Here is a 13,152-nt window from a genome sequence, read left to right as displayed (position 1 = left end):
CCGGCAAACGGCAGCCGTTCATCGCATGGTGGGGATCGAGAATTGCGCACCTTCCTTGATGCCCGATGGCCAGCGCGCCGTCACCGTCTTGGTCTTGGTGTAGAAGCGGATCGAATCCGGCCCATGCTGGTTCAGATCGCCGAAGGCGGAGCGCTTCCAGCCCCCGAACGTGTGGTAGGCGAGCGGCACGGGGATCGGCACATTGATGCCCACCATGCCGATCTGGCAGCGGGAGGCAAAATCCCGCGCCGTATCGCCGTCGCGCGTGAAGATGGCGGTGCCATTGCCATATTCATGGTCGTTCACCAGCTTCAGGCCTTCGTCATAGGTCTTGGCGCGGACGACGGACAGCACGGGGCCGAAGATCTCTTCCTTGTAGATCCGCATGTCTTTCGTCACATTGTCGAACAGCGTGCCGCCCAGAAAGAAGCCATTTTCATAGCCCTGCATCTTGAAGCCGCGGCCATCGACTTTGAGGGTTGCACCTTCCTTGACACCCTGATCGATGTAACCCACCACGCGCTCCAGCGCTTGGGCGGTAACGAGCGGCCCGTAATCCGCCTCGCGGTCGGTGGAAAGCCCCACTTTCAGCTTTTCGACACGCGGCACCAGCTTTTCGATCAGCGCATCCGCCGTTGCCTCGCCCACCGGCACGGCCACTGAAATTGCCATGCAGCGCTCACCCGCGGAGCCATAGCCCGCACCGATCAGCGCATCCACGGCCTTGTCCATGTCGGCATCCGGCATGATCAGCATATGGTTCTTGGCGCCCCCGAAGCATTGCGCGCGCTTGCCGTTGTTGGTGGCCCGGCCATAGACATATTGTGCAATGGGGGTGGAGCCCACGAAGCCCACGGCCGCAATGTCCGGATCATCCAGGATCGCATCAACAGCGCCCTTGTCGCCATTGACGACGTTGAGAATGCCCGCCGGAAGCCCGGCCTCGAAGAACAGCTCAGCCAGCCGCATCGGGCAGGACGGGTCCCGCTCCGAAGGCTTGAGGATGAAGGCATTGCCGCAGGCAATGGCGGGGGCGGCCTTCCACAGGGGGATCATCGCCGGAAAATTGAAGGGGGTTATTCCGGCGGCAACCCCTAAAGGCTGGCGCATCGAATACATGTCGATCCCAGGTCCTGCGCCGTCCGTATATTCGCCCTTCAGAAGATGCGGAATTCCGCAGGCGAATTCGACGACCTCAACGCCGCGCTGCAGGTCACCCAGCGCATCGGGAATGGTCTTGCCATGCTCCATGGAAATGAGTGTTGCGAGCTCTTCCGCATGGGTGCGGGCCAGTTCAAGGAAGCGCATCATCACGCGCGCCCGCACTTGGGGGTTCTTCGCACCCCATTCCACTTGCGCGGCCTTGGCATTCTCGACCGCTGCCCGCATCTCGGCAGCAGATGCGAGCGCCACCCGGGATGACACTTCGCCGGTGTTGGGATTGTAGATATCGGCGAAACGGCCGGACTCGCCCTTGACGTGCTTGCCGCCGATGAAATGTCCGATGTCCTTGACCATGTGGGCTGCCCTCTAAGCTTTGTGTGGGCGGAGAACCTAGAAGCCCGGCACCACCCCGGCAAGGGTCAGCGCCGCAGAGGCTGTGACGCCAGCCGGATCGTTCCATCCGGTCCATGGGACAAAGCCATGCACACAGCGCATGCCGAATCCATTGGAATTTGCCGCACTGCAACATAATCTTAATTTCGCGCGCCGAAATTAAAGGGGCCGAAGAAAGACACCGATGAACGCCCGTCTGCCGCAATATCGCATCCGCAAGCTCTGGCCGCTGGAGACGGAGGCCTTTCGCCGCCATCTGCTCCGGCTGGACCCGGAAACGCGGCAATTCCGCTTTGGAACGCCGGTGAACGACAATTTCCTGAATGCCTATGCCGATACGGCCCGCCGCATTGGAACAGTGATCTATGGCGCCTTCCTGGGGCCTGACATGTTTGCCTCCGCCGAACTGCGCTCGCTCCATGCCGTGGGCGATGAGATTGCGGAAGCCGCCTTCGTGGTGGAACAGGCCCACCGCCACAATGGCCTGGGGTCGGCCCTGATGGACCGCATCATCACCACGGCCCAGAACCGCGGCATTCAGCAGCTTCACATGATCTGCGCGCGTGAAAATCAGCCGATGCAGCGGCTGGGCGAGAAATTCGGCGCCCATTTCCACATCGACCATGGCGAAGCCCTGGGCGAGATCGAAACCGAACGGCCCACCGCCTTGTCCCTTCTGGATGAGGTGATGCACGACACCACGGATTTCGTCACCGCCGTGCTGGATTGGTCAGCTAACCGGGGGTCGCCACGGCGGGAACCCAGGCGTAGCCGTCATCATCGAGGATAACGCATTCGCGCAAGCCATGCGGCTTGTCGAGGCTGCCTGACAGAACCGTGAAACCCATGTCCCGGGCCCTGGCTTCCGCCACATCGGGGTCGCAGCCGTAAAGCCGGAGCTCCACCCCTGCTCCCCGGGCCTCGAGGCCTGCCACAATGCCGGACAGCGGATGGTCTCCATAGCTGTGGTCGGCATGGAACATGAAGTCGGCGCCGTTGAAGCGCAGCGCCGCGAAATCCTCATCGTCATAAAAGCTGGTGGCGCCCAGAACCTCGGTGGCGAAGGTTACGGCGCGCGGCACATCCGTCACGAGCAGGTTGAACCCGATCCCGCGCAGGCTGCGGCCATAAGCTTCGGCAGAAACCGGCGGGGTCTTGCCAGCAGAACGTTTTTTCATGACCCGAGCGAAACATGCTCCCGCCCGGACTGCAAGTTCCACATGACCGTGCAGGCGGGAATCCGCTTCGGATCCGAAATCCCGTGGCGCTTCATGGCGAGCAGAAACACCACTGCGGCATCGGTCACCGCTTCGGAAATGTCCGATGCCGGAAGCCCGTCTTCCAGCAGCTCGATCAGGTTCAGCGCGGCCTGCTCGCTCATCTCCGCGGCTTCATCGGTTGAGAGCTCTTCCGTCGCCTGCCAGCTTTCGGTCAGGTCGGCATCGTCAAGCTCCGCCACCAGCTGCGAGCCGATGGTGAAGGCCAGACGGCCGGCGGCGGCAGAGGCCCCGGCATGGCTCGCGGCGGAACGGTAGCCCGCACAAACGAGCGTGAAGCACGGCGAAACGGCAGCATCGGCCAGCATGGAAACACCTCACACGACAAACGATGGCCACAGCATGCGCGCCAGGCTTTGCGAGATGGTTAACGCCCCTTGTGCGTGGCTTGCGGGTTTTTAACCGCTCAGGGAAGCGGCGCGCCCGCAAGGGCCAGTGCCTTCACGCCTTTGGTGGGCAGCGCGCAGCTGTAGGCGCCTTCGGCATAGGCACCCACCGCATAGGGGTCAAAGCTCACGGTGATCTCGGTGGCGCCAATGCTCCAGCTGGTGACGTCCCGCACCGTCTGGGCAATGGCCGCATCGCGTGTTGCCTGGTCATAGGGAACATCGATCGAGTCCGGAACCCGCTTCTTCTTCTCGGCATCGATCTGCGTCTTGCACCAGGAGGTGAGAACGCCAGCGCCCTTCTCATCCACCACATCCTTGATGGTGATGGTCCGTCCCGTCTTCAGGTCGATGTTGATGTTGCTGGTGCCGTAATTGCCGTGGGCGCCGCCTTCATTGACGTAGAAATCATCCTGCGCCGAGATCAGCAGCGGAGAGGCATAGGTGAGGCTCAGCTGGTCTTCGAGCGCATAGGTCATTCCATTGGTGTCTTCGCCATGGGGCCCGAGCTTCGCCTTGTGCAGAATCTTGTCCACCAGCGCGTTGAACCGCTTCTCACCCGGCGTCCGCGGCGTGCCGAAGCGGAAGGCCGAGATGTCGATGTCCCACTGCTTCTCACTGCCCTCCTGCACCAGGAAAACCGGCACGAGCTTTTCCGCCGTCCCCGGCCCGCTTTCGGGCGTGCCGAGCAGAAGGCTCAGCCGCGCCCGCGTCTTCTGCGTCACGCACGGCACAATGCCCTGGTCATCGCCGCTGCAATACTCACGCTCTGAAATCCACCGCTTCTGGGAGCGCGCCAGCATCTTCTGCGCGTCCGGACCAGACGCCGCCTTCACCGCTGCATAGGCCGCCGCCAATTCATCATCGAGCTGCTTTAGCGCCGGGGTTGCACAAATAGCTTTCTCGACATCCGTCGCCGCCTTGCCGCAATCAAAGGCAAGCGCCGGGGCGGAGAACGGAAGGAAGGCGATGAGCGCCGTCAGAAGAAGAGGCCGTCTCCATCGCCGAGGCCCAGGAACAAAAGCATACATCCGATTTCCCTCTCAATCATAGCCACTCTTCCCCTTCTCCCGTTGCAAAGCAATGGGAGAAGGTGCCCGAAGGGCGGATGAGGGCCTCTATCCTCGAGTCCTGATGACTTCGACCCTGTTCAATCACCGGCCAGCATCATAAGCCAGCGCTGTCCACTCCGCCTGATAAGCACTGAGCCCGTCGATTGCGGATGGCTGCACCTCGGCGAGTTTCAGCCCGATGGCGGGAAGTTTGCCGCCCTCAATCTGCGCCAGCGCCGCGGCTCCTGCCGTTGTGCCGTCGCGCAAGGCAGATGCCTTCACAGCCTGGCCGGGCCTCAGCTGCGCCAGAATGGCAAGCAGCACCTTGTTCTGCGAGAACGGACCATCCACGATGATCTCATCCCGGGAGGCAATCGCATCGAGCTGTTCGGATACCATCAGCGCACAATAGAGTGCGGCCAGCGAGGACTTCTCTTCCTCGGTAGAAGCAGCGGGCCCCTTCACATATCCCTTGCCGAGGGAATCGGGCACCGGTCCGCTCGTCATCGTGAAGGAAGGAACCGCAAGGCTCCCCCGCCGCACAAGCTCCGCCACGCAGGGCAGCGTGGCCGCTTCGGCCGCAGCACCACCGGAGACCGCCTCGAACTCCTTGCCGCCGAAGAAGCGGCTGCAGCACACGGTGCGGCCCAGCACATCCGTGTTGGTGTTGGTGTCCCGCGCGGGGTCCAGCACGTCGACCGATGCCGAGGGATCGAAGCTGATGCTCCATGTGCCGGTGGAGACCAGGGTAAAGCGGTCGAGGCCCGCGCACACATAGCGCATGAAATTGGCAGTCGAGTCATGAACGCCGCCCAGCACCGCGCCGCGGCCGCGGAATGTGCCGCCGGCAAATTCGGGCTTGAGCGTACCGATTTCTTCCCACGCCTTTGCCATCGGGGGAAACATCTTGTCCCATCCGAGCTCTCGCACCATTGCAGATGGCTGCTGCCGACGCGTGTCCATCAGATGCGTCTGACAGGACATGGAGGAAATCTCCGTCACCGGAACGCCGCTCAGGCGGAAGCCCACATACTGGATCCATGGCAGCAATGTCCGCACGCGGGCGAAGTCTTCTGGCCACATGCGCTGTTGCCAGTAAAGCTGCAGCCCGTGGGTGAGCGCGATGGGCAGCAGCGGGCACAGCGCTTCCTCGAAGCTGGGCATGATCTTTTCATAATCCGCCACGATCTCCGGCGGCGGCACGGCCGTGTAGTCCATCACCGGCAGCGCCAGCTGGCCTTCCTCATCGAGGCACGCCATGGCCGCACCATGGGCACACGGCATGATGAGATCGATGGGACGAATCTGATCGAGCTCGGGCAAGGCTGTCCGGCACAGCGCCACCATCGGCTCGGGATCAATCGACGGATAGGGCGGTCCGGGCACGTGGCGGCTCATGGCCTTGCGCTCCGCCAGCATCTCGCCTGCCGTTGAAAACAGGGCGATTTTGGTGTTGGTATAACCCACATCGACAACCGCGATGCCGCGCAGTGACGTCTCCCGCATGCCATTCTTTCCTATTCTTTTGCGGCACTCTCTCGCATTCGCTGCATGGGCGTCAATCATCATGCACACTTGTATGATGAGTGTGGAGAGGTCTATAGCCCGCGCCGGACATCAACTTATGGACAGGACCGGACATGGCGAAGCTGAAATATCTCGATCTGCGTGAAGCAGTGATCGACACCTGCCTCAAGATGAATGAGGAGGGCATCAACCAGGGCACTTCTGGCAATGTGAGTGTCAGAACGCCCGAAGGCTTCCTGATGACGGCCTCCGGCATTCCCTATCACAAGATGAAGCCCGAGCATGTGGTCGAGATGGATCTGGGCGGCGGCTACGTCGGCGAATATCTGCCGTCGACCGAATGGCGCATGCATCTCGATATCTTCAAGAACAGGCCCGAAGCCGGCGCTGTCGTCCATACCCACTCGATCTATGCCACCGCACTGTCCTGTCTCAGGAAGGACATTCCCCCCTTCCACTACATGATCGGCATCGCCGGCGGCACCACGCTGCGCTGCGCCAAATATGCCGAATACGGCACGCCCGAACTCTCCAAGGTAATGCTTGCCGCCATGAAGGACCGCCAGGCCTGCCTCCTTGCCAACCACGGCCAGATCGTCTTCGGGCCGGACCTCGCCAAGGCCCTGTGGCGGGCGGGCGAAGTGGAAACGCTCTGCCATCAATATTGGGCGGCGCTCCAGGCCGGAAAGCCCGTGATCCTCACCGACAAGGAAATGTCGACCGTCCTCGCCCGCTTCAAGACCTATGGCAAGCAGCCGGGTGAGTTGAAGAAGGGCGATGCGGAATCGGTGATCGGCCTCGTCCGCCGCGACCTGGGCAAGGTCAGGGCAGCGCGCAAGAAAGCCTGAGTTCTCAATCGTCCGTCACGGTTCTGCTGCAGCGCAACATACTGTTTGCGCTGCAAAATTTTTCGAAGTCTGACGCGCGCAGTTGACTTGCGCGCATTTCCCCTGCACTTTTGCAATCTCAAAATAACAAATGCAATTCACCCGCAACGCCGGGTCATGGGAGATCGTGTCTATGCCTGCACGTGCCGCCAGCCTTGCCTCTGTTGAGGCCGAAGACCCGGCGGACCGCCGCCCGTGGTTCTCGCGCTGGATTTCCTCCGAGCACCCGTTTCCCTGGCTGTTTCCCGCCGCGGCGCTGATGATCATCTTCGGCATCTATCCGCTGATCTATGCCATCACGCTCTCGCTCTACAAGCGCAACGCCGCCACCCGGAAGATGATCTTCGACCCCACCCATAACTGGACGAAGATCTTAGGGGACGAGCGCGTCTGGAACGCTGTGGGCAACACCTTCATCTATACGGGCGTCGCCCTCGTCTTCCAGCTGACGCTCGGCATGCTGATCGCCCTCCTCCTCGACCAGGACCGGAAGGGCTATGGCGTGCTCCGCGCCATGATGACCTTGCCGCTCGTGATCCCGCCCGCCGTCACCGGCATGATGTTTCTGCTGATGCTGAACGGCTCCTTCGGCGTCCTGAGCCGCGGCATCATCGCGCTGGGCCTGCTTCCCACGGGCTATTCGATCCTCGGCAGCGCCAACACCGCACTCGCGGGTGTGCTGCTGGCGGAGATCTGGCAGTGGACGCCCTTCATGGTGCTCATCATGCTGGCGGGATTGCGCTCGCTGCCGAAAGAGCCCTTCGAAGCCGCGGCAATCGATGGCGCCACGGCCACGCAGGCCTTCTTCAAGCTCACGCTCCCGATGATGTCGAAAGTTATCGCCATTGCCGTTCTGATCCGCGGAATCGATCTCTTCCGCGCCTTTGATTATGTGAAGGTGATGACCGATTCAGGCCCCGGCACGGCCACCGAAACACTCACCTCCTATGCAGGCCGCATTTATTTCGGCAATGCCGATTTTCCCTATGCCTCGACTGTTGCCTTGCTCACGCTCATCATCGTCATCGTGGTCTCGTCCACCTTCATGACCGTCTTCAAGGTCAAGCTCTGATGGAAACCTCACGCCCCCTCCAGTTCCTGCGTGACGTCGCCGCCGTGCTGGTGACGGGCCTCTTCATGTTCCCCATCTTCTGGTGGGCGCTGACCTCGATCAAGCCGATCTCGGCCGTGTTCGACAAGGACCGGGTGAACTTCTTCGATTTCGTGCCGACCTTCATCAATTATGGCGTGACCCTGTTCGGGCAGTCGCGCTCGCAGCTGGCGATCGACCAGGGCATCGGCATGGGCGTGGGTGGCGCCGAGGCTTACGACTCGCGCGTCTCCATCATGCAGTCGGTGATCGTCTCGCTCGGCGCCACGGTGGTGACCATGAGTGTGGCGGTCTTCGCCGCCTATGCCATTTCGCGCATGGTGTTCCGCGGCCGCAATGGCTACCTCAACTGGGTTCTGGGCCAGCGCTTCATGCCGCCCATCGCCATTCTCGTGCCGCTCGTCACCATCTACAAGACGGCGGGCCTCCGCGACACGGACAATCTCTACATGGGCTATCTGGGCCTCATGATGATCTACGCGCTGATGAACCTGCCGATCGCGGTGCTCCTCATGAAGTCCTTCCTCGATGATGTGCCGAAGGACGTGGACGAAGCCGCGATGATCGATGGCGCGACACGGTTCCAGACCTTCCGCAAGGTGGTGCTGCCCATGGTCAAGGGCGGCATCGCGGCGTCTGCCGTTCTCGTCTTCATCTTTTCCTGGACGGAATTCCTGCTGTCGCTGTTCTTGACCACCGAGATCCGCACGGTACCCGTCAAGATCCAGACCTTCGTCACATCCACGGGCAATGAATGGGGCTTCATCGCAGCGCTCGGCACCGCGGCGATCATCCCGAGTTTCATCTTCATCCTGCTCGTTCAAAAGAATCTGGTGCGCGGCCTGACCCTTGGCTCCCTGAAAGAGTGAGGCCCGCGCGCGAGAACCTAAGCTCAAACCCATGGGAGGATTTCTATGAGCTTCAAAGACCACGATAAGAAAAGCTTTATCGCCGACACCGCGCGTGAATTTGCGGCCCGCCGCATCTCCAAGCGCGACTTCATGAAGAAGATGGCCATGGCCGGCGTGGGCTTCTCCGCCTTCTCGGCCGGCCTCCTGGGCGGCAGCCGCGGCTTCCGCGGCAATCTGGGCCTCATCGGCACGGAAGCCATGGCGCAGGATGCCTCGATCACCCAGTGGCTGAAGGATGTGGGCTCGCCCTTCAAGGGCACCAAGATCCGCTACACTTCGGAAGCAACGCCCCCGACCGTCGTTCTTGACAAGATCAAGAAGGAATTCACGGATCCGACGGGCATCGAAGTCGAAGTCGAAATCGTGCCGCTTGAGCAGGTGCTCGCCAAGGCCACGCAGGACGTGCAGGGCCAGCTCGGTACCTATGACCTCTACTATCTCGATCAGTCCTGGGTCGCCACCTTCGCGCAGGACACGATCGATCCCACCCAGTACTACAAGGACAAGCCGAACCTGGCCATGCCGGGCTTCGATTGGGATGACTTCTCGAAGCCGCTCATCGAAGGTCTCGCCATGTATGACGGCAAGATGGTCGGCATTCCCTTCGACATCCCGATCTTCATGCTGATGTACCGCAAGGACATCCTCGAGAAGCACGGCATCGCCGTTCCCACCACGCAGGAGGAATTCACCGCCGCGATCCAGAAGATCACGGAAGCGGAGAAGGCCAATGGCATGTATGGCACGGGTCTCCAGGCCAAGTCGGGTCACTATTCGCTGAACTGCGATTGGACCCAGATGGTGTGGAACGCCGGCGGCTCGATCTTCGGCGCCGACAAGAAGTTCAAGGGCAATGACGAAGCTGGCGTCGCCGGCCTCGCGCTGTACCAGGAGTGGGTCAAGAACGCCCCGCCTGAGTCCTTGAACTCTACCTGGGATGGCCAGTTCCAGATGATGGCGGCCGGCCAGTGCGCCCTCGTCGAATCCTGGGATGAGTTCTTCCCCGGCCTCGATGCGGCGGACTCCAAGGTCCAGGGCCTGTGGATGCCGGCGAAGCCCTTCACGGGCAAGCCGCTGCGCGCCAAGTCCGAAGTGGGCTTCGGCGAAGTTCCGAACCGCGCCCACCAGGGCGGCTCGGTCCTCGGCCTGTCGAAGTACTCCAAGAACGTCGATGCAGCCTGGCTGTTCATGCAGTGGGCCTGCTCGAAGGACGTGATGACGCGCTGCACGCTGATCGGCGGCTTCGCGCCCATGCGCCTGTCGTCCTTCACCGATCCGCGCGTCAACGAGAAGGCCAAGGTCGGCCCCGGCACGACCCGCCATCTCGAAATGGTCAAGTGGATCATCGACAACGACATGGCCTCCGAGCCTGATATGCCGCTGTGGGCTGGCTTCTCGAACAACGAGATCCCCGTCAACCTCGGCAAGCTCCTCACGGGCCAGGATTTCGGCGGCGACCCGAAAAAGTGCATGGACACGATCGCCGCGGCGATCGATGCCGCTGTCACCGAAGCCGGTCTCTAAGAAGCCAATGGCGGAGGCGGCCTTGAATGGCTGCCTCCGTTTTCATCTTACAGAAAAGCTTTGTTCTTCATGCGCGGCGATCTCGTCATTGGCATCGATTCATCAACCACGGCCACGAAGGCCATTGCCTTCGACGCCCGCGGCCGCATTATCGCGGAAGGCCGCGCTCCGGTGCCGCTCTCCAACCCCAAGCCCGGCTGGTTCGAGCAGGAGGTGGATGACTGGACGGGTGCTCTCGCCCGCGCCCTGAAGCAACTCACCAAGAAAATCGATTCATCCCGCGTTGCCGCCATCGCCATTTCCAACCAGCGTGAAAGCTTCGCCCAGTTCGATGCGAAGGGAAAGGCGCTGCGCCCCGGAACGCTCTGGCTCGATGAGCGCGCCCATGCCCAGGTGAAGGATATCGTGGCGGAGCTTGGCGCAGATGAGGTGCACCGCATCTCAGGGAAACCCGCTGACGTGACCCCCTGCCTCTATCGCTGCCGCTGGCTGTCGGACAACATGCCGAAGCTCTGGGCCAAGACGGCGATGACGGCGGAAGTCCACGGCGTTCTCACCCATTTCCTCACCGGCCATTGGGCCACCTCCACCGCCTCCGCCGATCCCATGGGCCTCCTTGATGTGGAAGCCTATGACTGGTCGGACGCGATCCTGAAATCCGCCCGCCTCACCCGCGCGCAATTGCCAAGGCTCCACCGCCCCGGCGAAATCATGGGCGAAGTCTCGGCCGCTGCGGCGAAGCTCACGGGCCTCAAAGCCGGAACGCCCGTCATCGCCGGCGGTGGCGACGGCCAATGCGCCGGAACGGGTGCGAATAATTTCCTCGAAGGCCGCGCCTATGTGAATCTCGGCACGGCCGCGGTCTCCGGAAGCTTCGGCAAGTCTTACGCAACGGACCGCGCCTTCCGCACCATGATGGCGGTGGGCGATGAAGGCTTCTCTTTCGAAACCGCCATCCGCACCGGCACCTTCCTGGTCAATTGGGTGGTGGAGCGCCTGTTCAACGTCTCGCCTGCCAAGAACCCTTCGATCTTCAGGGAACTGGAACAGGAAGCTTCGGCCTCTCCCATCGGCGCGCATGGCCTCGTTCTCGTGCCCTATTGGTCAGGCTGCATGACGCCCTATTGGGATTCGGGCGCCCGTGGCGTCATCGCCGGCCTTTCCGGAAACCACAGCCGTGGCGATGTCTACCGCGCCCTGCTGGAGGGTGTTGCGCTTGAACAGGCGATGATGACAAACCAGGTCGCCGCCGTCACAACCCCCATCACCCATTTCGCCGCCGTGGGCGGTGGCTCCCGCTCGGACCTCTGGTGCCAGATCCTGGCGGATGCCTCCGCGCGGGATGTGAAACGCCTCGAAACCGCCGAAGCATCCGCACTGGGCGCTGCCATGGCCGCCGCCAAAGGTGCGGGCTGGTACAAGACAGTGCCGCAGGCCTCAGCCGCCATGTCCGGAAAGCCATCCAGAACCTTCCGCCCACGGACGAAACAGTCGAAGCGCTATCAGGAACTTCTCGCCATCTACACAGAGCTCTGGCCAAAGCTGGCCGAGTGGAACCAGAAACTCGTCTCCTTTGCCGCAAGTGAAAAGTAAATGACTGACTGGAATGAACTGATCAGGGATGTCGTCGCCGGGCGATGGAAAGATCCCACCACCGGAAAAACGGCAACCGTCCCCTTTGAGGTGATCCGCATCGAGGAAGACCTCGACGGCGGTGAGGCGGACATGCTGGCCCCCTTGCAGCTGGGCAAACGCCTGGCCGTCGTCTCCGATACCAACACGCATGAGGCCATGGGCCGCCGCGTCGCCAAGCATCTGCGGGGCCTCGGCATGGTTGAAGAGCTGGTCCTGCCTTCGAACATCCACTGCGATGAACCAACCATCGCCCTCGTGCAGGAAAGAACCCGCCACGCTGACGCCGTCGTTGCCGTGGGTTCCGGCGCATTGTCGGATACCTGCAAATACGCGACATTCAAGGACGGCCGGAAATACGCCACCTTCGGCACCGCGGCCTCGATGAATGGCTATGCCGCATCCACCGCCTCGGTGACGCTTGCCAATGGCTACAAGACGTCGCTTCCCGCCCATGCGCCGCGCGGCATCTTTCTCGATCTCAAGGTCTCCGCTGCGGCCCCGCATTGGCTGTCAGCGGCAGGTCTGGGGGATTCGCTCTGCCGCCCCACGGCCCAGGTCGAATGGTGGGCTTCGCACCGCCTGTTCGACACCTTCTATTCGAGTGTCCCTTACACGCTGATTGCGGAGGATGAGCCCCGCATGATCGAGAGTGCGGCAGGGCTCGCCACGCATGACATTGCGGCCAACGGCCATCTGCACCGCGTGCTCACCCTCTGCGGCCTCGGCGTCTGCTTCACCGGTGTCTCGCACCATGGCTCCATGGGCGAGCATCAGGTCTCGCACTGGATTGACATGTTCGCTGGCGAGAAGCACCCGGGCTCGACCCACGGCCAGCAGGTTGGCGTTGCATCGCTCGCCATCGCCAGGCTCCACCACGAACTCCTCTCGCTCGATCGCCCGCCCCTCATCCGGGCGACCCATATCGAGGAGAAGGAATTTATCGCCCGCTATGGCGAGGACATCGGCCGCATGTGCTATGCCGAGGCCAAGAAGAAATCCTTCGACCGCGCAGGCGCTGAAGCCTTCAACCGCAAGCTTGGGGCACTATGGCCCGAGCTTCGCGAAGAGCTTCGCCCCATGCTGATGGACCCCGCCAAGATGGAAGCGACCCTCAAATCCGCTGGCGGCCCCACCACCGCTACGGAGCTGGGGTTGGACCGGAAGGTCTGGCGCGATGCCATGAAACATGCCCGTGACGTCCGCAACCGCTGGTCCTTCCTGGATCTGGCGGATGACGCAGGGCTCCTCGATGAATTCCTCGACCGCGACGAACAATAGGACCCGT

At 62.1% G+C, this 13,152-nt stretch carries 12 protein-coding genes; 7 read left to right on the top strand and 5 right to left on the bottom strand.

The genetic code is table 11. The annotated features are described in order from the left end of the window. Positions 1-18: 18 nt before the first annotated feature. Positions 19-1,518 (bottom strand): CoA-acylating methylmalonate-semialdehyde dehydrogenase, encoded by a 1,500-nt coding sequence (locus ACO06F_RS13895; RefSeq protein WP_421693347.1) that lies wholly within the window; start codon positions 1,516-1,518, stop codon positions 19-21. A 223-nt stretch (positions 1,519-1,741) separates the two neighbouring features. Between ACO06F_RS13895 and ACO06F_RS13890 the strand changes: the two genes are divergently transcribed. Then, positions 1,742-2,347 (top strand): GNAT family N-acetyltransferase, encoded by a 606-nt coding sequence (locus tag ACO06F_RS13890; RefSeq protein ID WP_421693346.1) that lies wholly within the window; start codon positions 1,742-1,744, stop codon positions 2,345-2,347. Here ACO06F_RS13890 and ACO06F_RS13885 read toward each other — a convergent pair. The 4 genes from ACO06F_RS13885 to ACO06F_RS13870 all read right to left on the bottom strand — a co-directional run bounded on the left by ACO06F_RS13885 (position 2,292) and on the right by ACO06F_RS13870 (position 5,778). Then, a complete protein-coding gene (locus tag ACO06F_RS13885; protein WP_421693345.1) occupies positions 2,292-2,735 on the bottom strand; it encodes a hypothetical protein in 444 nt (147 codons plus the stop codon). The two genes, ACO06F_RS13890 and ACO06F_RS13885, sit on opposite strands and share 56 nt — an antisense overlap. Next, positions 2,732-3,142, bottom strand: coding sequence for a hypothetical protein (locus ACO06F_RS13880; protein WP_421693344.1), 411 nt, complete (start codon positions 3,140-3,142; stop codon positions 2,732-2,734). The genes ACO06F_RS13885 and ACO06F_RS13880 overlap by 4 nt, the downstream gene beginning before the upstream one ends. Positions 3,143-3,240: 98 nt before the next feature. Further along, entirely contained in the window at positions 3,241-4,251 is a 1,011-nt protein-coding gene (locus tag ACO06F_RS13875; RefSeq protein WP_421693343.1) for a lysozyme inhibitor LprI family protein, read from the bottom strand. A gap of 123 nt (positions 4,252-4,374) precedes the next feature. Then, positions 4,375-5,778: an FGGY-family carbohydrate kinase gene (locus ACO06F_RS13870; RefSeq protein WP_421693342.1), complete on the bottom strand. Its 1,404-nt coding sequence runs from the start codon at positions 5,776-5,778 to the stop codon at positions 4,375-4,377. A gap of 134 nt (positions 5,779-5,912) precedes the next feature. Here ACO06F_RS13870 and ACO06F_RS13865 point away from each other — a divergent pair, with 134 nt between their 5' ends. The 6 genes from ACO06F_RS13865 to ACO06F_RS13840 all read left to right on the top strand — a co-directional run bounded on the left by ACO06F_RS13865 (position 5,913) and on the right by ACO06F_RS13840 (position 13,145). Next, positions 5,913-6,647: a class II aldolase/adducin family protein gene (locus ACO06F_RS13865; RefSeq protein ID WP_421693341.1), complete on the top strand. Its 735-nt coding sequence runs from the start codon at positions 5,913-5,915 to the stop codon at positions 6,645-6,647. Between the two features lie 172 nt (positions 6,648-6,819). Then, positions 6,820-7,758, top strand: a complete 939-nt coding sequence (locus tag ACO06F_RS13860) for a carbohydrate ABC transporter permease (RefSeq protein ID WP_421693340.1) — start codon at positions 6,820-6,822, stop codon at positions 7,756-7,758. After that, positions 7,758-8,666: a carbohydrate ABC transporter permease gene (locus ACO06F_RS13855; protein ID WP_421693339.1), complete on the top strand. Its 909-nt coding sequence runs from the start codon at positions 7,758-7,760 to the stop codon at positions 8,664-8,666. The genes ACO06F_RS13860 and ACO06F_RS13855 overlap by 1 nt, the downstream gene beginning before the upstream one ends. A gap of 45 nt (positions 8,667-8,711) precedes the next feature. Then, entirely contained in the window at positions 8,712-10,232 is a 1,521-nt protein-coding gene (locus ACO06F_RS13850) for an ABC transporter substrate-binding protein (protein WP_421693338.1), read from the top strand. Positions 10,233-10,301: 69 nt separating this feature from the next. Beyond that, entirely contained in the window at positions 10,302-11,825 is a 1,524-nt protein-coding gene (locus ACO06F_RS13845; RefSeq protein WP_421693337.1) for a xylulokinase, read from the top strand. Then, positions 11,826-13,145: an iron-containing alcohol dehydrogenase gene (locus ACO06F_RS13840; RefSeq protein ID WP_421693336.1), complete on the top strand. Its 1,320-nt coding sequence runs from the start codon at positions 11,826-11,828 to the stop codon at positions 13,143-13,145. It abuts the gene before it with no gap. Positions 13,146-13,152: the final 7 nt, after the last annotated feature.

Origin of the sequence: Aestuariivirga sp., assembly GCF_965227715.1 — a bacterium.
Taxonomy (GTDB): Bacteria; Pseudomonadota; Alphaproteobacteria; order Rhizobiales; family Aestuariivirgaceae; genus Aestuariivirga.
This window is presented reverse-complemented; position numbering and strand designations above follow the sequence as displayed.